At 67.8% G+C, this 17,989-nt stretch carries 19 protein-coding genes; 7 read left to right on the top strand and 12 right to left on the bottom strand.

Going from position 1 to position 17,989, the window contains the following annotated elements; all coding sequences use genetic code 11:
- The first annotated feature begins 41 nt into the window (after positions 1-41).
- Entirely contained in the window at positions 42-611 is a 570-nt protein-coding gene (locus BS69_RS0107160; protein ID WP_051676609.1) for a L,D-transpeptidase family protein, read from the top strand.
- A 13-nt stretch (positions 612-624) separates the two neighbouring features.
- Here BS69_RS0107160 and BS69_RS0107155 read toward each other — a convergent pair whose 3' ends face one another.
- The 6 genes from BS69_RS0107155 to BS69_RS0107130 form a co-directional block, all read right to left on the bottom strand.
- The gene (locus BS69_RS0107155) at positions 625-1,221 is read right to left on the bottom strand and encodes a cytochrome b (protein WP_029941278.1); all 597 of its coding nucleotides are present in this window, start codon (positions 1,219-1,221) and stop codon (positions 625-627) included.
- Between the two features lie 52 nt (positions 1,222-1,273).
- Positions 1,274-2,164, bottom strand: coding sequence for a hypothetical protein (locus BS69_RS0107150; protein ID WP_029941277.1), 891 nt, complete (start codon positions 2,162-2,164; stop codon positions 1,274-1,276).
- Positions 2,165-2,192: 28 nt separating this feature from the next.
- Positions 2,193-4,256: a 3-hydroxyacyl-CoA dehydrogenase NAD-binding domain-containing protein gene (locus BS69_RS0107145; RefSeq protein ID WP_029941276.1), complete on the bottom strand. Its 2,064-nt coding sequence runs from the start codon at positions 4,254-4,256 to the stop codon at positions 2,193-2,195.
- Between the two features lie 73 nt (positions 4,257-4,329).
- A complete protein-coding gene (locus BS69_RS0107140) occupies positions 4,330-5,103 on the bottom strand; it encodes an SDR family NAD(P)-dependent oxidoreductase (RefSeq protein WP_029941275.1) in 774 nt (257 codons plus the stop codon).
- Positions 5,104-5,107: 4 nt separating this feature from the next.
- On the bottom strand, positions 5,108-5,887 hold the full coding sequence (locus BS69_RS0107135; RefSeq protein ID WP_029941274.1) for an SDR family NAD(P)-dependent oxidoreductase: 780 nt from the start codon (positions 5,885-5,887) through the stop codon (positions 5,108-5,110).
- A gap of 90 nt (positions 5,888-5,977) precedes the next feature.
- Entirely contained in the window at positions 5,978-7,234 is a 1,257-nt protein-coding gene (locus tag BS69_RS0107130) for an acyl-CoA dehydrogenase family protein (RefSeq protein WP_029941273.1), read from the bottom strand.
- A gap of 88 nt (positions 7,235-7,322) precedes the next feature.
- Between BS69_RS0107130 and BS69_RS0107125 the strand changes: the two genes are divergently transcribed.
- From BS69_RS0107125 to BS69_RS0107100, 6 genes are all read left to right on the top strand, one after another.
- Entirely contained in the window at positions 7,323-7,910 is a 588-nt protein-coding gene (locus tag BS69_RS0107125; RefSeq protein WP_051676608.1) for a hypothetical protein, read from the top strand.
- A gap of 44 nt (positions 7,911-7,954) precedes the next feature.
- Positions 7,955-9,112, top strand: coding sequence for an acyl-CoA dehydrogenase family protein (locus BS69_RS0107120; RefSeq protein ID WP_029941271.1), 1,158 nt, complete (start codon positions 7,955-7,957; stop codon positions 9,110-9,112).
- A 92-nt stretch (positions 9,113-9,204) separates the two neighbouring features.
- Positions 9,205-10,332 (top strand): acyl-CoA dehydrogenase family protein, encoded by a 1,128-nt coding sequence (locus BS69_RS0107115; protein ID WP_029941270.1) that lies wholly within the window; start codon positions 9,205-9,207, stop codon positions 10,330-10,332.
- Between the two features lie 69 nt (positions 10,333-10,401).
- Positions 10,402-10,599: a (2Fe-2S)-binding protein gene (locus tag BS69_RS0107110; RefSeq protein ID WP_029941269.1), complete on the top strand. Its 198-nt coding sequence runs from the start codon at positions 10,402-10,404 to the stop codon at positions 10,597-10,599.
- A gap of 53 nt (positions 10,600-10,652) precedes the next feature.
- The gene (gene bfr / locus BS69_RS0107105; RefSeq protein ID WP_029941268.1) at positions 10,653-11,135 is read left to right on the top strand and encodes a bacterioferritin; all 483 of its coding nucleotides are present in this window, start codon (positions 10,653-10,655) and stop codon (positions 11,133-11,135) included.
- 68 nt (positions 11,136-11,203) lie between these two features.
- Entirely contained in the window at positions 11,204-12,466 is a 1,263-nt protein-coding gene (locus BS69_RS0107100; RefSeq protein ID WP_029941267.1) for a DUF418 domain-containing protein, read from the top strand.
- On the opposite strand, the gene BS69_RS0107095 is transcribed toward BS69_RS0107100, so the two are convergent.
- The 6 genes from BS69_RS0107095 to BS69_RS0107070 form a co-directional block, all read right to left on the bottom strand.
- Entirely contained in the window at positions 12,463-12,900 is a 438-nt protein-coding gene (locus BS69_RS0107095; protein ID WP_245605122.1) for an Hpt domain-containing protein, read from the bottom strand. The genes BS69_RS0107100 and BS69_RS0107095 overlap by 4 nt on opposite strands.
- A gap of 60 nt (positions 12,901-12,960) precedes the next feature.
- Positions 12,961-14,313, bottom strand: a complete 1,353-nt coding sequence (der, locus tag BS69_RS0107090) for a ribosome biogenesis GTPase Der (RefSeq protein ID WP_029941265.1) — start codon at positions 14,311-14,313, stop codon at positions 12,961-12,963.
- 156 nt (positions 14,314-14,469) lie between these two features.
- Entirely contained in the window at positions 14,470-15,789 is a 1,320-nt protein-coding gene (locus BS69_RS0107085) for an outer membrane protein assembly factor BamB family protein (protein WP_029941264.1), read from the bottom strand.
- Between the two features lie 17 nt (positions 15,790-15,806).
- A complete protein-coding gene (locus BS69_RS0107080; protein WP_029941263.1) occupies positions 15,807-16,496 on the bottom strand; it encodes a tetratricopeptide repeat protein in 690 nt (229 codons plus the stop codon).
- Positions 16,497-16,594: 98 nt separating this feature from the next.
- The gene (gene panB / locus BS69_RS0107075) at positions 16,595-17,464 is read right to left on the bottom strand and encodes a 3-methyl-2-oxobutanoate hydroxymethyltransferase (RefSeq protein ID WP_029941262.1); all 870 of its coding nucleotides are present in this window, start codon (positions 17,462-17,464) and stop codon (positions 16,595-16,597) included.
- Positions 17,461-17,895, bottom strand: a complete 435-nt coding sequence (locus BS69_RS0107070; protein ID WP_156956948.1) for a hypothetical protein — start codon at positions 17,893-17,895, stop codon at positions 17,461-17,463. The genes panB and BS69_RS0107070 overlap by 4 nt, the downstream gene beginning before the upstream one ends.
- Between the last annotated feature and the right edge of the window lie 94 nt (positions 17,896-17,989).

Here is a 17,989-nt window from a genome sequence, read left to right as displayed (position 1 = left end):
CAGTGACTTGACCCGCCGCGCGGGTCGGGCACTGAACCGACATGCGCTCGTTCAAGTTCATTGCGGCCGCCATCGCCGCTTCGCTGCTCGCCTCCTGCGCGACCACCCCGCCCAAGGTCGTCCAGGCGCCACCGCCCGTAGAGGAAGCGCAGCTCCCCTATCAGTGGACCCACGGCCACGCGCCAAAGGCGACCAAGGATGCGCGCGCGGCGTTCGGGACGGTCGCGCTCAGGGCGGGCGACTATCGCTGGACTCCCACCATTCCCGACGCGCCGGCCAAGGTGGTGATCGACCGGCTCCAGCAGCTGATGTTCGTCTACAAGGGCGACACGCTCGTCGGGCTCACCACCATTTCGAGCGGCAAGAAGGGGCGCGAGACGCCGCTCGGCTACTGGAAGGTGTTCCGCAAGCAGGTGAAGGGCTTCAGCCGCAAGTACGACAATGCCCCCATGCCCTACATGCAGATGTACGACGAGAAGGGCATCGCCTTCCACGGCGGCAAGCTGCCCGGCTATCCGGCCAGCCACGGCTGCGTCCGAATCCCGGTCGAGTTCGCGAAGAAACTCTACGGCCTCACCGCCATGGGCACCGAGGTGATCATCGAGGGCTGACCCTCGGCCGGGCTCAGCCCTGGCCGACCACCGTTTCCTCGCCCGGCAGCGCGAGGCCGGGCATCCGCCCGCTCGCCGGCGACTTGTCGATGAAGCGATGCTTGAGCGCCGCGCCGGCGTGGACCACCAGCAGCACGATCAGCGCCCAGGCGGCGGCGCCGTGCAGCCCGCCGAAGATCTCGCCATATTCCTTCGGGATGCCGGGGATGGTCGGGAGCATGATCCCGCCGACGAGCGGGGTGGGCTTGCCCTGCGAAAAGGCCGAGACCGCGAGATAGCCGCCGACCGGAAGCCCGATCAGCAGCAGGTAGAACAGGCGGTGATTCCACACCGCGGCGACCCGCTCCCACTTCGGCAGGTCGTCGGGAAAGGGCGGCGGAGGATTGGTCAGCCGGTAGGTCAGCCGGGCGAAGGTCAGGAGTAGGATCAGCGCGCCGATCGTCTTGTGCCAGCTGAACGCGGGCTCTGCCGGGGGGCCATCCTCGCCGAGGCTGAAGCCGAGCCAGATCTGGAAGACGACGAAGAGCGCCGTCAGCCAGTGAAAGGTCGCCGCCACGTTCGAGTAGCGGCTGATCGGGTTCTGCGGTTCGGCGGCGGCAGCGCTGGCCATGGGTCGGCTCTCCTTCTGGAATGGCGGCAACGGCCGGACGCGCCAGAAGGTCCTACCTCGAATATGGCCTCAAGGTCACGGCCACCGCCGGTTCGAAGCCGAAACCGTGCGGTGCCTCGGGAAGCCGTGCGGCGACCAGCCGCCAGCGGCCCTGCGGGAAATCGACGCTGCGGCCGACCCTGGTCTCGTGGATGATCGCCTGGTGGGCCGGGTCGCTGGTGATCAGCCGGGCGAAGGCCGCGCCGAAGGCGGCGTCCTCGGCGGCGTTGGCGAGCTTGAACATAAAGCCCTCGATTCTCACGCCGCTCCCGTCGCTCAGCGCCGCTTCGGCGGCCTCAGTGAGCGCGCACAGCTGGGCCGTCCGGTCGAGCAGGAAGGTCGCCTCGTGGAGTCCGTCGAGCCCGCCAAGCATCAGCTGCGCGGCATCCTCGCCAAGCGCGAGCTGGGTCCGGATCGCCCGCTCGGCCTGCTGGGCGAGGCAGGCGAAACGCTGGAGCACCTCGGGCGAGCAGGGGCCTTCGCGGCGGCTGCGCAGCAGGCCCAGCCGGGTGAAGCTGTGTGGTTCGTGCAGCAGCGCTGCGTGGCAGCCGAACTGGAAGTCGAGGTCGCTCATCGCATCGTCATAGTCGGTGCTGCCGCGGCCCACCCCTTGCGCGCGATAATGCTCCTCATGACGGATCGCCATCGCCTTGTCGGTGACTGCGATTCGCCAGTTGTCGGGGCCGAGCAGGCGCATGTTGCGCATGTGGCCGTGCGGATCGTGCGGCAGCGCGCTCATCACGTTGAACGCCACATGCAGCGGTCCGCCGACCCCGACGAGCTGCACCGTTTCGGTCCCGGTCGCCTCGCCGATCGCGCGGACGGCCTTCAACCAGCCGTCCGCCTCGAAGGGCGCGTTCAGGAGCGCGAGCTCTGCCTGCTGCAGGTGAGAATCGAAGTACAATTTGGCCTCATCCTCGGTCGCTCAAGGCTCAGCGACCGGTGAATTTCTCCCCCTTTTGCGCCTTGTCCAGAAGCAAAGCCGAAAAGGTGAAATCATCGCCCATATGTTCGGCAGACCGGCGCAATCCGTCGACGATCGACTGGAGCCCTTCCGTATCGGCCCAGTGCATCGGGCCGCCGCGATAGACCGGCCAGCCGTAGCCGTAGACCCACACCACGTCGATGTCGCTCGCGCGCTGGGCCATGCCTTCCTCGAGGATCTTCGCGCCCTCGTTGACCATGGTGTAGAGCGTCCGCTCCTTGATCTCCTGGTCGCTGATCTCGCGCGCGGTGACGCCGGCCTTGGCGCGGAAGTCCTCGATGATCTGCTGGACGGTCGGCGAGGGGCTGGGGCGGCGCTTCTCGTCGTAATCGTAGAAGCCCGCGCCCTTCTTCTGGCCCCAGCGGTCGACCGCGCAGAGCGCGTCGCGGATGTTCTCGATCCGGTTCGGGTCGCGGTGCCAGCCGATGTCGACGCCGGCGAGGTCGGCCATCTGGAACGGGCCCATCGGCATGCCGAAGTCGGTGTGGACCTTGTCGATCTGCGCCGGGGTCGCGCCTTCGAGGAGGAGCTTGGTCGCCTCGGTCTGGCGCGGGATCAGCATCCGGTTGCCGATGAAGCCGTAACAGACGCCCGCGACCACCGCGACCTTCTTGATCTTCTTCGCCAGCGCCATGGCGGTGACCAGCACGTCGTCGGCGGTCTTGGCCCCGCGCACCACCTCGAGCAGCTTCATCACGTTCGCCGGCGAGAAGAAGTGGAGGCCGACCACGTCCTGCGGACGGCTCGTGGCGGCGGCGATCTCGTCGATGTTGAGATAGCTGGTGTTCGACGCGAGGATCGCGCCCGGCTTGGCGACCTTGTCGAGCCGGCCGAAGATCTCCTTCTTGATCTCCATCTGCTCGAACACCGCTTCGATGATGAGGTCGCAGTCCGCCAGCGAGTCGAAGTCGAGCGTCGGGTTCAGGGCGCCCATGAATTGGCCGACCTGTTCGGCGGTGAAGCGGCCCTTCTTGGCGCTCGCCTCATAGTTGCGGAGCATGACCCCGGTGCCGCGGTCGAGCGCTTCCTGGCTGGTTTCGACGATGGTGACGGGGATGCCCGCCTGGAGGAAGTTCATCGAGATGCCGCCGCCCATGGTGCCGGCGCCGATCACGCCGACCTTCTTGATTTCGCGGGGCTTCACGCTTTCGTCGACGCCCTCGATCTTGGCCGCCTTGCGCTCGGCAAAGAAGAAATATTGCTGCGCCTTGGCCTGGGTGCCGGCCATCAGCTCCATGAACAGCTTGCGCTCGACCTGCACGCCTTCGGCATAAGGATGCTGGGTCGCGGCGCGGACCGCCTCGAGGTTCTTCATCGGCGCCTCGAAGCCCTTGAAGGCGCGCGGATTGGCGGCGACGAACTGCTCGAAGATCGCGGGATCGGTGCCCTCGATCTTGTCGGTCCGCTCGCTGGTCCGGGGCAGCGGGCGGATGTCGGCGACCTCGGTCGCATAGGCCACCGCATGCTGGAGGAGATCGCCCTCGATCAGCCGGTCGACCAGCCCGATCTCGGCGGCCTGCTTGGCCCCGATCGGATTGCCGCTGGTGGTCATTTCGAGCGCATGCTGGACGCCCGCCGCGCGCGGCAGCCGCTGGGTCCCGCCCGCGCCCGGCAGCAGGCCGAGCTTCACTTCGGGAACGCCGAGCTTCGCGGTCGGCACGGCCACCCGGTAGTGGCAGGCGAGCGCCACTTCGAGCCCGCCGCCGAGCGCGGTCCCGTGGATCGCGGCGACCACCGGCTTGGTGCAATTCTCGATGATGTCGACGACCTGCGGAAGCACCGGCTGGGCGAAGGCCTTGGGGGTGCCGAACTCGCTGATGTCGGCGCCCGCGAAGAAGGTCGCGCCCTCGCCGATGATCACCACCGCCTTGATCTCGTCCGAGGCGTCGGCCTCCTCGATCCCCTTCACCAGACCCTCGCGCACCGCATGGCCGAGCGCGTTCACCGGCGGGTTGTTCGACGAGATGATGAGGACGTGGCCGTGGCGAGTGGTGGTAATGGGCGAGGTCATGTCTGGTCCTTCGCTGACAATGTTGTGAACAGGTCCCTAGCCCGCGGTCGGGGAAAGGGAAGGGGGCAGCCGCTCAGATCGCGGTGCGCCCAAAATCCTGGCGGTTGAACGGATGGCTCGACGACAGGCCGCCGTCGACGACCAGAGCATGGCCGTTGACGTAGGAGGATTCGTCGCTGGCCAGGAACAGCGCCGCCTGGGCGATCTCGCCGGGCACGCCGCCCCGCCGAAGCGGGTTGAGGTGGCCCAGACGGTCTTCCACGCCCTTGGCCCGCGCGCGCTCGTAGACGAACTCGGTCATGCCGGTCTCGATGAGGCCCGGGCAGATGGCATTGACCCGCACGTTCGAGGTGGCGAGCTGCTGCGCCGCGGACTTGACCAGGCTGATCACCCCCGCCTTCGACGCCGAATAGGCCGGCCCGCCCGCGCCCGAGCGAAGCCCGGCGACGCTCGCGGTGCAGATGATCGACCCGCCGCCCTGCGCCTTGATCACCGGCGCGGCATGCTTGATTGCGAGGAATGGGCCGATCAGGTTGACCCGCAGGATCTCGTTCCAGTCCTCGACGCTCTGCTCGAAGATCGAGGCGAGCCCGCCCGAAATGCCGGCATTGGCGAAGAAACCGTGCAGTGCGCCATGCTCCTGAGTGGCCATTTCGACGAGGCGGACGATATCCTCCTCGCGGCCGGCGTCGGCCTGGTGGTCGGCGCCCTTGAGATCGGCCGCGATCACCGTCGCCCCCTCGGCGCGGAACAGCTCGGTGGTCGCCTTGCCGATCCCCGAGCCCGCGCCGGTGACGATGATGACCTTGCCGCCGAGCCGGCCGCTGCTGTCGGGCGTGCTGCTCATCGCCTCAGAACCCCGCGCCGAAGGTGCTGCCGCCGTCGACGACGAGAGTCTGGCCGGTGACAAAGCTGCCCGCCTCGCTCGCCAGGAACAGCGCCGCGCCCGCGATCTCGCGCGGCTCGCCGATCCGCTTGAGGGCCGAGACCTTGGTCACGGACTTGAGGATCTCGGGATTCTCCCAAAGCGCCTTGGCGAAGTCGGTCCGCACCAGCCCTGGCGCGATCGCATTGACCCGCACCCCGGCCGGTCCGAACTCGGCGGCGAGGTTGCGGACCAGTTGGAGGTCGGCGGCCTTGGAGATGTTGTAGGCCCCGATCACCGTCGAGCTGGTGATCCCGCCGACACTCGAGACGATGATGATCGCGCCCGACTTGCGCGCCACCATCTCGGGCGCGACAAAGCTCGTCAGCCAGTGGTTCGAGAGGACATTATTGTCCATGATCTTGCGGAACTGCTCGTCCGTAATCCCGCCCATCGGCCCGTAATAGGGGTTGGACGCGGCATTGCAGACGAGGACGTCGATCTGCCCGAACTCGGCCTTGGTCCGCTCGACCAGCTCCTTGAGCGCTTCCTTGTCCGAGATGGACGCGGCGATCGCCACCGCGCGCCCCTGGCCACGCGCATTGATCGCCGCGGCCACTTCTTCGCAGGCATCCTGCTTGCGGCTCGAGATGACGACATTGGCGCCATGCGCCGCCATCTCCTCGGCAATCGCCCGCCCGATCCCGCGGCTGGAGCCGGTCACGATGGCGGTCTTGCCGGTGAGGTCGAAAAGTGAGCTGCTCATTCTCAAACTCCGTTCGCCCTGAGCGACGTCGAAGGGCGTTGGCGCGAACGTGCTTCGACTTCGCTCGGCACGAACGAGATTGGGTTGTGATTACGCCACCATCGGATCGATCGGCGGGTGCTTGCCATATTCGATCATCGCGATGGAGCGATTGTGGACCTCGTCGGGCCCGTCGGCGAGCCGCAGCGTGCGGATCCCCGCCCAGCTGTGCGCGAGGCTGGTGTCCTGGCTGACGCCCATGCCGCCATGCGCCTGGATCGCGTCGTCGATGATCTGGAGCGCCATGCGCGGCGCCTTGACCTTGATCATCGCGATCTCGGCCTTGGCGGCCTTGTTGCCGGCCTTGTCCATCATGTCCGCCGCCTTGAGGCAGAGGAGGCGGGTGCATTCGATCTCGATCCGCGCCTCGGCCACGCGCTGTTCCCACACGCTGTGCTCGGAGATGCGCTTGCCGAAGGCGGTGCGGCTTTGCAGCCGGCGGACCATCAGCTCGAGCGCTTCCTCGGCCGCGCCGATGGTGCGCATGCAATGGTGGATCCGGCCCGGTCCCAGGCGCCCTTGCGCGATCTCGAACCCGCGGCCCTCGCCGAGCAGCAAATTCTCAGCCGGCACGCGGACGTCCTTGAGCTCGATCTCCATGTGCCCGTGCGGCGCATCGTCATAGCCATAGACGGTGAGCGCCCGCTCGATCGTGATTCCGGGCGCGTCCATCGGCACCAGGATCATCGACTGCTGCGCATGGCGGCGCTCCTCGGGATTGGTCTTGCCCATCAGGATCGCGACCTTGCAGCGCGGATCGCCCGCGCCGCTCGACCACCATTTGCGCCCGTTGATGACATAGTCGTCGCCGTCGCGCTTGATCTCGCACTGGATGTTGGTCGCGTCCGAGCTCGCCACCGCGGGCTCAGTCATCAGGAAGGCCGAGCGGATTTCGCCCCGCATCAGCGGCGCCAGCCACTGGTCCTTCTGCGCCCGCGTCCCGTAGCGGTGGAGCACTTCCATATTGCCCGTGTCGGGCGCCGAGCAGTTGAACACCTCGCTGGCGAAACCGACCCGGCCCATCTCCTCGGCGCAGAGCGCATATTCGAGGTTGGTGAGCTGCTCGCCCTCGAACGGGAAGCTCTCGTCGACATGTTTCAAGGCCCCGCCCGGCGGCATGAACAGGTTCCACAGGCCCTCGGCCTTGGCCTTGGCCTTGAGCGGTTCGAGTCGCTCGAGATGATGCCAGCGGTCGCCGCTGTTCAGTTCGGCGGCGAGTTCGGGAACGGCCGGGCGGACGTAACGCTCGATGAAGGCGCGAACCCGGTCGCGGAAGTGGGCCTGACGGTCGGTGAGGTTGAAGTCCATGACACCCCTTGAGTTTGGCTCGGCGGATGCTGTTGCAGAAAGGAAGCGGCCACGGAACCCCCGTCGCGCGACGACCGTTCGCTTCGCGATGAAACGCTTTGTCCTCCTTGCCAGCTGCGCGCTCGCCGCCTGCAGCAACCAGCCCGCTGCCAACCCCGACAACGAGGCGGGGCCCGCGATCAACCTCCCGGTCGAGGAGAATCTCGCCGACCAGAACGCGCCAGCCCCGGCCGCGCCGGCGGCGCCGGCCAACACCGCCGCTCCCGCCGCTCCGGGTAGGGCGACACCAGAACGCGAGGTCGTCAGCGAAGGCCCGATCGATCCCAGGAGCGCGCAGGGCGCCGCGCAGATCGTGCAGACCTATTTCGCGCTCATTGAAGCGAAGAAGTTCGCCGAGGCGAAGAAGCTGTGGGGCAGCGCCGCCAGCCTCGCGCCCGACCTTTCCGCCTACCGCGAATATCATGCCGAGGTGTACAAACCCGGCGACACCGAGGGCGCGGCCGGCTCGATCTACGTGACCGTCCCGGTCAAGGCCTATGGCGTCACCGCCAAGGGCGAGAAGTTCGAGGAGCCGCAGGTCGTGACCCTCCGCCGGGTCAACGATGTCGACGGCTCGACCGCCGAGCAGCGCCGCTGGCACATCAGCAAGATCGACACGCCCCCGAGCCCGCATTGACGCCTCCCGGCGCTTGTCGCATCGACGGCGCCGAGGAGATTGTGATGGCCGACCTGGACACTTTCCGCGCCGAGACCCGTAGCTGGCTCGAGGCGAACTGCCCGCCCGAGATGCGTACGCCGATGCGCTCCGAGGACGACGCCTGCTGGGGCGGTCGCCACTTCACCTTCCAGTCCGAGGCGCAGAAGCGCTGGATGACCGTCATGGGCGAGAAGGGCTGGACCGTTCCCGACTGGCCCGCGGCTTATGGTGGCGGCGGGCTCTCGCCAGCCGAGACCAAGATCCTGCGCGAGGAGATGAAGGCGATCGGCGCGCGCAATCCGCTATCGAGCTTCGGCATTTCGATGCTCGGGCCGGCGCTGCTCAAATATGGCACCGAGGAACAGAAGAAGCGCTTCCTCCCCGAGATCGCCCGCGGCGAGATTCGCTGGTGCCAAGGCTATTCGGAGCCCGGCGCCGGCTCCGACCTCGCCGGCCTCCAGACCAAGGCCGAGGACAAAGGCGACCATTATCTCGTCAACGGCCAGAAGGTCTGGACCAGCTACGCCGACAAGGCCGACTGGATCTTCTGCCTCGTCCGCACCTCCACCGAATCCAAGCACGGCGGGATCAGCTTCCTGCTGTTCGACATGGAGTCGGAAGGCGTCTCGACCAAGCCGATCCTCCTCATCAGCGGCTACTCGCCCTTCTGCGAGACCTTTTTCGACAATGTGCGCGTTCCCAAGGACCAGCTCGTCGGCGAGGTGAACCGCGGCTGGGACGTCGCCAAATATCTCCTCGGCCACGAGCGCGAGATGATCAGCGGCATGGGGCTCGGCTCGGGCAGCGCGAAGACGCTCGCGCAGAGCCTCGGCGAGATCGACGACGCCATCCTCGCCGCCGAAGTCGCCCTGTTCGACGTCGACGCATTGGCTTTCGCCGCGATGAGCGAGCATTTCATCGACCAGTTGAAGGCCGGCGAGGCGCATCCCGCCATGCCGAGCATGATGAAATATGCCGGCACCGAACTGAACAAGAAGCGCCACGAGCTGATCATGGCCGCGGGCGGCTCGGACGCGCTCGAATGGGAGAGCGAGCGCTCGCGCGGCGGCAAGGCCCCCCGCGAATGGCTCCGCACCAAGGCCAATTCGATCGAGGGGGGGACGAGCGAAGTCCAGCTCGGCATCGTCGCCAAGCACATCCTGCAATTGCCGGGGGCGTAAGCCTCTCAGGCCGTTAGTCCCGAGCGAAGTCGAGGGACGGATGAAGCGGCCAGGTGTCTCGACTTCGCTCGACACAAACGGATTGGGAAAGAATGACCCTCCTTACCGACGACCAGCGCCAACTTGCCGACATGACCCGCTCCTTCCTCGCCGAGGAAGGCACCATCAAAAAGCAGCTCCGCCACTGGCGCGACACCGGTTGCAAGGACGGGTTCGGCCACGGCCTGTGGAAGCAGATGGCCGAGCTTGGCCTCACCGGCCTCGCCATTCCCGAGGAGGAGGGCGGGCTCGGCCTCGGCGCGACCGAGGCGACCCTCGTGATGGAGGAGATCGGCCGCAACCTCACCCCCTCGCCCTTCCTCACCACCGCACTGGTCGCGGTCGAGGCGCTGAAGGGCACCGAGCAGGGCAAGCGCTGGTTCCCGGGCATCATCGCCGGCGAAACCGTCGCCGCCATCGCGGTCGACGAGGGCCCGCACCACCGGCCCCGGGCCATCGCGCTCGAGGCGAAGCGCTCGGGCAATGGCTTCTCCCTCTCGGGGACCAAGCAGTTCGTGGTCCACGGCGCTTCGGCCGACGTGATCCTCGTCGCTGCCCGCACCGCCGGCTCGGCGGGTGAGGCGGAGGGCCTGACCCTGTTCGCCGTGCCCCGCGACGCCGCCGGGCTCGAGATCGAGAACGTCACGCTGGCCGATGCGAGCAAGGCCGCGCGCCTGACGCTCAGCAATGTCGCGATCGATGCCGACGCCGTGGTGGGCGAGGTCGACCACGGCTTCGAGCCGCTCCGCCGGGCGATGCGCGCCGGCCGGACCGGCGCCGCGGCCGAGCTGGTCGGGGTCGCCGCCGGCGCCTCGGCGATGACGCTCGACTATCTCAAGCAGCGCAAGCAGTTCGGGAAGCTGATCGGCGAATTCCAGGTCCTCCAGCACCGCGCCGCGCACCTGTTCGGCGAGATCGAGATCGCTCGCGCCGCGACGCTCAAGGCCGCCGAGCTTCTCGACAAGGGCGACGAGCGCGCCGGTGTGATGAGCCACGTCGCCAAAGCCAAGGCCGGCCGCGTCTCGGCCCTCGCGGTCCAGGAAGGGGTCCAGATGCACGGCGGCATCGGCATGACCGACGAGCATGACATCGGCCTCTACATGAAGCGCGAAAAGGTGCTCGACGCGCTGTTCGGCGACGTAAACTACCATGCCCGCATGGTGGGGATGCTGACCGCCTAGCGACGCGGCGGGCGAGGGCGATCACAAGGTTCTTGCGAACGCTTCGCATTACCATTAGCATCTGCCCCCATGATCGTTTGTGTCTGCAATGCGATTCGGGAAAGCCAAGTCCGCGAGGCCGCGCGCACCGGCGCGCGTTCGCCCGCCCAAGCCTATGCCCGCTGCGGAAAGAAGGCCAAGTGCGGGAGCTGCCTGCCCTTCGCCCGGGCGATCATCGACGAGGAACGCGCCGCCATCGCCGCCAACCCGCCGGCCGCCGCCGCCTAGTTGCGAGCGGTTAGCGCTTCGTTCCGGGCCACCGTCAGGATAGAAGCGAGGCCATGAAGGGCGAACCCAGGGTCATCGAGCTGCTCAACGAAGCGCTCAAGGCGGAACTCACCGCGATCAACCAATATTGGCTGCACTATCGGCTGCTCGACAATTGGGGGCTGCACAAGCTCGCCGATTATGAGCGGCACGAGAGCATCGACGAGATGAAGCATGCCGACCGCTTCGCCGAGCGGATCCTGTTCCTCGAGGGGCTGCCCAATTTCCAGATGCTCGGCCGCCTGCGCGTCGGCGAGACGGTCGAGGAGATCCTCAAGGCCGACCTCGAAGCCGAATATGAGGCCGCCAAGATGTATCGCGAGGCGGTCCAGGTCTGCGAGGAGGTTCGCGACTATGTCTCCCGCGACCTGTTCGCCGAGGTGCTGAAGGACGAGGAAGGCCATATCGACTTTCTCGAGACCCAGTTCGAGATGATCGCCCGCATGGGCCTCCAGAACTACGTCCAGCTCCACTCCAAGCCGGCCGAGGCGCACTGAGCCGCGCCCGCTAGTCAGTGGGCTCGCGGGCGACTACCCTCCGGCCACGCATCTGGGGGGAAGCGCCAATGAACGAACTGGGGCAGGGCGAGCGGATCGCCTCGCTGGACGTGATCCGCGGCGTCGCGGTCATGGGCATCTTCTCGGTCAACGTGATCGCCTTCGCGATGATCGAGGGCGCTTACTTCAATCCGGCGGCCTATGGCGGGCACACCGGCGCCGATCTCCTGCTCTGGGCGGTCAACATGGTGGTGATCGACGGCAAGATGCGCAGCCTCTTCTCGATGCTGTTCGGCGCCTCGATGCTGCTGGTGATCGAGCGGGCGGAGGCCGGCGGGCGCTCGGGAGCGGCGGTCCATTATCGCCGGATGGTCGTGCTGCTGCTGTTCGGCCTCGCCCATTTCTACCTAATCTGGTTCGGCGACATTCTCGCCGCTTATGCGCTCACCGGCATGCTCGCCTTCGTCTTCCGCAAGCGCTCGCCGCGGTCGCTGGCGATCTGGGGAAGCGTCTTCATCGCGCTCAACATGGCACTGTTCGCGGCGGTCGCCACCAGCATGGCAACGTTCGACAAGGCCGCGCATCTGCCCGGCGCGACGGCGGAACAGATCCGGTCGTGGAACCAGTTCGGGCTGATGTTCTACCCCTTCCCGGAGACGATCGCGAAGGACATCGCCGTCCACGCGGACTTAGGCACCCGCCTTCACCACATGGTCACCCGGCGCCTCGCCGAGCCGTTCGTGAACAGCCTCGTCACCGGCCCCGAGACGCTCGGCCTGATGCTGCTCGGAATGGCCGGCTTCAAGAGCGGCTTCCTGACCGGACGCTGGGACCTCGCGGCCTACCGCCGGGTCGCCGTCTGGGGCCTCACCATCGGCGCCATCGCCTTCACCCTGATCGTCGTCGCCGACATCGCGACGCATTTCTACGTGCCGGTGGTGTTCGGCCTGTTCATCGTCGCCTCGGCGCCGTTCCGGGTGATCATGGCGTTCGGCTTTGCGGCGCTGATCATCCTGCTGGCGCGCGCGGGCGGACCGCTGTCGCAGCGCCTTGCCGCCGCCGGCCGCTGCGCGTTCAGCAATTATCTGGGCACCAGCATCATCGCTGCGTTCATCTTCTACGGTTGGGGCCTCGGCCTCTACGCCCAACTGTCGCGCTGGCAGGCGTGGGCGGTCGCCGTCCCGCTCGTCTGGGCGATCATGCTGTTGTGGTCGAAGCCCTGGCTCGAGCGCTTCAACTACGGGCCGCTCGAATGGGCCTGGCGGAGCCTGTCGCGGGGGCGGCTCGAGCCGATGCGGCGGCGCCCCGCGACCCTGCCTGCGACGGCCTAGATCCGGCCGAAATTCTGGTTGTTGGCGCGCCGGCCGAAGCCGCCCTGCGCGCCCGGCCGGCTCTTCAGCGGATTGGTGGCCTGGTCGAACAGCGCGATGGTCTGGTCGAACAGCTTGCGCATCTTGACCACGTCGGCGACCAGCTCGTCCGGGAAGCGGCGCGTCTCGATGCACAGCCGCGCGGTCGATTCGATCAGTTCGGCGACCTTGGCCAGCGGCTCGGCACCGAACTGGCGGGCCTCGCCCTTGATCGTGTGCGCCGGCATCACCAGCGCGACGGTATTCTCCTCGCGCATCGCCTGCTCGATCGCGGCGACCGACTTAACCCCGTCCTCACGGAAATAGGAGAGAATCCGGATGAAGCCCGGGCCAAGCTCGGCCCGCGCCTTCTCGAAATGCCCCCAGTCGACGATGTCGCCGCCAGTTTCGTCCACGTTGCTACTTCCTTCGGTCCACTTGGGAGGAAACCCTAGGCCCGAGAGGTAAAGGGGGCGTTAGCGCTCGTCGAACGGGTTCTTGGGCGCGCGCAGGTTCATCCGCAGCGGCACCGCGCCGAGGTCGAACGCCTTGCGCAGGCTGTTGAGCAGGTAGCGGCGATAGCTTTCGGGGAGCTGGTCGACGCGGGTCCCGAACACGACGAAGCTCGGCGGCCGCGCCTTCACCTGCGTGATGTAGCGCAGCTTGATCCGCTTGCCGCCGGGGGCTGGGGGCGGGTTCTGCTCGACCGCGGCCTCGAACCAGCGGTTGAGTTCGCCGGTCGAGACACGCCGGTTCCAGCCCTCGCGGATGGTGAAGGCCGCGCCCAGCAGCTGGTCGATCCCCTTGCCGGTCGCCGCCGAGACGGTCAGCAGCGGCACGTCCTTCAATTGGCTGAGCCCCTCCTCGAGCGCGCCCTTGACCCCGTTGAACAGCGACGAGGCATGTTCGGCGACGTCCCACTTGTTCAAGGCGATCACCAAGGCGCGGCCCTCGTCGATCACCTGGCTCGCGATCTTCAAATCCTGCACCTCGAGCCCGCGGGTCGCGTCGAGCAGCAGCACCACCACCTCGGCCATGTCGATCGCCCGGCGGGTGTCCATCACCGACAATTTCTCGAGCTTGTCCTCGACCTTGGCGCGCTTCCGCAGGCCCGCGGTGTCGACCAGCTTCACCTTGCGGCCCTGCCACTCCCAGTCGAGGCTGATCGAATCGCGCGTGATCCCGGCCTCGGGCCCGGTGATCATCCGGTCCTCGCCGAGCATCTTGTTGACGAGCGTCGACTTGCCCGCGTTCGGCCGGCCGACGATGGCGAGGTGGAGCGGCCGCGCCGGATCCTCGGGCGCCAGCTCCTCTTCTTCCTCTTCCTCCTCGCGCTCGACATAGGGGCGCAAGGATTCGAACAGATCGACCAGCCCTTCGCCATGCTCGGCCGACAGCGCGATCGGCTCGCCGAAACCGAGCGAGAAAGCCTCGATCCGTCCCGCTTCGCCCTGCCGTCCCTCGGCCTTGTTGGCGGCGACGATCACCGGCGTGTCCTCGGCACGGAGCCAGCGGGCGATCTCCTCGTCGAGCGGCGTCACGCCCTCGCGCGCGTCGACGATGAACAGGGCGGCATCGGCCTCGCGAACGGCGGCCTCGGTCTGGCGCCGCATCCGCCCGGGCAGGCTCGAAGGGTCCTCGTCCTCGAAGCCGGCGGTATCCATCACTTGGAATTCGAGCCCGAGGAGGTGGGCATCACCCACTCGCCGGTCGCGGGTCACGCCCGGGCGGTCGTCGACCAGCGCGACGCGCTTGCCGACGAGGCGATTGAACAGGGTCGACTTGCCCACGTTCGGGCGCCCGACGATGGCGACGATGGGTAGGGGCATGAAGGGCCTTTAGCGAAAGGAGGAAGCATCCGCCACTTCGCCGCTTCCCTTGGGGAAGCTGGCGCGAAGCGACTGAGGGGCCCTCGACCGATGCCGAGAGCCCCTCCGTCAGCCGCAGGCGCGGCCGCCACCTCCCCCGGAGGGGAGGGAAAGTCATCAACGATAGGCGTGCAGCCGGCCCTTGTCGTCGAGGACGTAAAGCGTGCTGTTGGCGACCACCGGGGTCAGGCTGACCGGAGCGCCGACATTGGTCTGGCTCTGGAAGGCGCCCGTCGCCGGATCGATGTTGATGAGGACGCCATTGTCGCCAGCGACGATCAGCCGTCCGCCCGCCAGCACCGGGCCGACATAGGAGATCGGCCCGCGCCGCGACTTCGGCTTCTCGAACGCCGCCAGCTGGTTGATCCAGCGGATCTTGCCGGTGTTGCGGGCGATCGCCATCACCTTGGCGTCGTCGGTCACCGCGAACACCCAGTCGCCCGCGACCCACGGCGTGGCGATCCCGGCGAGGTTCAATTCCCAGATGCGCTGCCCGGTGATGAGGTCGAGCGCGACCATCCGGCCACCCTGGCCGAGCGCGAACACTTGCCCGCCGTCGATCACCGGCGAGGCGTCGATGTCGGAAAGGTTGGCGACGCTGGTCGAGATCGAGGTGCGCGACAGCGCGTCCTGCCACACCGCGCGGCCGTTCTCGTAGCGATAGGCGTTGAGCTCGCCCGAGGAGAAGCCCGCGACCACGGTCCCCTGCGCGAAGGCCGGGGCGCCGGTGCCGAACACGCCGGCGATCTCGACCGCGGCGGTGGCCGACCAGTTCTGCGTGCCGTCGGCGGTCTTGAGGCTGTAGAGCTGGTTGTCCTGGCTCATCACGTAGAGCGTGTCGCCGACCACCGTCGGGGCGCCGCGCAAGGGGCCGCCGGGGCGGACCTGCCACACCTTGCCGCCATTGCTGGTGTCGAGCGCCGCGACGAAGCCGAGGCCGTTGGTCGCGTAGACGCGGTTGCCCTCGACCGAGACGCCGCCGCCGAACAGCGACTTGGAATTGCCCTTCTCGGTGCCGAACTGGCTCGCCCAGCGCAGCCCGCCGGTGGCGGCGTCGAAGGCGCGGACGGTGGCGGTGGTGTCGATCGTGTAGACCGTGCCGTTCGCGATCACCGGTCCGCCTGCAAGCCGCTCGTCGAGGCTGGTGCCCTGGCCGATCGAGACGTCGAAGGCTTGGCCGAGCGTGGTCCCGAGCGCCGGATGGCCGCTCGACTTGGACGCGCTTCCGCCCGGCTGGGTCCAGCTGTCATTGGCCACCGCGGCGGGCAAGGTGAAGGGCAAGGCGGCGGTCGCGGGATCGACCTGCACGTCGGGATCGGTCTCGAGCACCGAGATACGGTCGCCGACCACGGGGGTCTTGGGCCGGGACTTGCCGACCACGCCGCAGCCCGCGAGCAGCGAGGCGGCCAGGAGGATAGTGACGACGTTACGCTTCATATTCTGTCTTTCGGTCCTCAGCGAGCGGCGGGCGCGGCCGGAATGGAGAGGCCCGAGGCGAGCTCCCCGGCCCGGGCGCGGATGGTCTCGGGAACGCTCTTCTCGCCCGCGATGGCGGTGAGCAGGGTGGCGGCCTCCTGGCGACGGTTCGACTTGATCATCGCCAGCGCGGTCAGTTCGCCGGCAGTGCCGAACCAGGCATTGTCCTTGACCGCCAGCGGCTGCAGCCGGGCGATGACGTCGGCGGGCTTCAGCGTGTCATATTCGAGCTGGGTCAGGCGAATGGTGGCGCTGTCGCGATAGGTCTGCGGGATGTCGTCGTTGGCGGCGATCTCGCGATACTGGGCAATGGCGGTCTGCCGGTCGCCGTTCTGCAGGGCCAGCGCGGCGCGGGTCAGGCGGGCCGCGCCGGTCATGCTGCCATTGGCGTCGGCCGCCAGCGCGTCGAGCCGCTGCGGCGCGGTCGCGGTGTTGCGCTTGCCCACGTCCTCGAGGATCGCGCTGAAGGTCTCGCTGTTCGCGGCCGCCTTCTCGGTCTGGCGATTCTGCCAGAAGAGGTAGCCGCCCACCGCCAGCAGCAGCAGCACCGCCGCGGCGATGAACAGCTTGCCGTAGCGCTTGAAGACGGCTTCCGCCTGGTCGCGTCGCAGGTTCTCGTCGACTTCGCGGATGAAGGTTTCGCTGGTTTCGCCGGGAGCCAGAGCCAAGAAATTTTCCTCGTCGGTAAATCGCGCCGGTCAATCGCCGGGCTCAGATGAACGGAAGCTTGAGTGGGCGGCGTCCTAACCGGTTTTGAAGAGAGCGGCTAGGCTTTGGGCCGGTAGGTCTGGTCGGCGGTCGGGAAGCTGCGCGCCCGGACCTCGCCGGCATAGTCGGCGACCGCCGCGCCGATCCGGCTGGCAAGGTCGTCGTAGCGCTTCACGAACCGCGGCGTGCGCTCGAACAGGCCGAGCATGTCCTCGGTCACCAGCACCTGCCCGTCGCACTCGGCCGAGGCGCCGATCCCGATGGTGGGGACGGGGACGGCGCGGGTGATGTCAGTCGCAAGGCTTTCCATCACACCCTCGAGCACCACGCTAAAGGCGCCCGCCTCGGCGACCGCGATCGCGTCGGCGCGGATCTTGGCGGCCTCCGCCTCGCTCCGTCCGCGCGCGCCATAGCCGCCGAGCGCATTCACCGCCTGGGGGGTGAGCCCGACATGGCCGATCACCGGGATCCCGCGCTCGGTCAGGAAGCGGATGGTCGGTGCCATCGCTTCCCCGCCCTCGAGCTTGACCGCCGCGCAGCCCGTCTCCTTCATCACCCGCGCCGCACTGGCGAAGGCGGCTTCGGGACTCGCCTCGTAGGAGCCGAACGGCATGTCGACCGCGACCAGCGCGTGCCAGCTCCCGCGCACCACCGCCGCGCCGTGATTGCACATCATCTCGAGGGTCACCGGGACGGTCGAGGGCAGGCCGTAGATCACCTGCCCCAGGCTGTCGCCGACCAGCAGCATCTCGCAATGCGGGTCGAGCAACTGCGCCATCCGCATCGTGTAGGCGGTCAGCATCACGATCGGCTGCTCGGTGCGCCCGTCGACCTTGCGCCCCTTGAGCCCGGGCACGGTCATCCTTTTGCCCGGGACCGGGGTCGGGGTCGCGCGGCTGGTCGCGGTGTCGATGGTGAAGGTGCTCAACGCAGCCAGCCCCGCTGCGCCGAATGGCGGGCGAACCAGAAGCTCGTCCAGCACAGGCCGACGACGATCACCGCGGCGACCCCGTTCGATTCGGTCGCCAGCTCGCGGACCCGCGGCACGATGGCGAAGGGCAGGAAGGTCCCGACCGCGCCGATCAGCGACAGGAGCAGCAGCGGCACGGCGAAGCGGCGGCGCAGGAGCAGCCCGATCGCACCCACCAGCCCCGACCAGACCGCGATCGCATAGACCGCCGTCTGCCACTTGGGCATCGCCGCCATCAGCGCCTGCTGGTCGGCCGGCACGCTCGCCGGATCGGCGGTCACCGTCGCCAGATAGCCGAGCACGCCGATCACCATGAAGGCGAGCGTCGCGATCGCGCCCAGCCAGTACCAGCCCTTGAGCGGCTGGGGCGCATAATTTGCCTCTGCCATGATCATCTCCCCCTTGAAGATTTCACCCTCATAGCGCGCCCGCTTGACGCTGGGAACGGAAACGCAACCAATGGTGGCCTAAGGAGATCGGCAG

It is taken from the genome of Sphingomonas astaxanthinifaciens DSM 22298, assembly GCF_000711715.1.
In the GTDB taxonomy this organism is placed as follows: Bacteria; Pseudomonadota; Alphaproteobacteria; order Sphingomonadales; family Sphingomonadaceae; genus Sphingomicrobium; species Sphingomicrobium astaxanthinifaciens_A.
The sequence above is the reverse complement of the archived record's forward strand: the minus strand, read 5'-3'. Positions and strand labels throughout refer to the sequence as shown.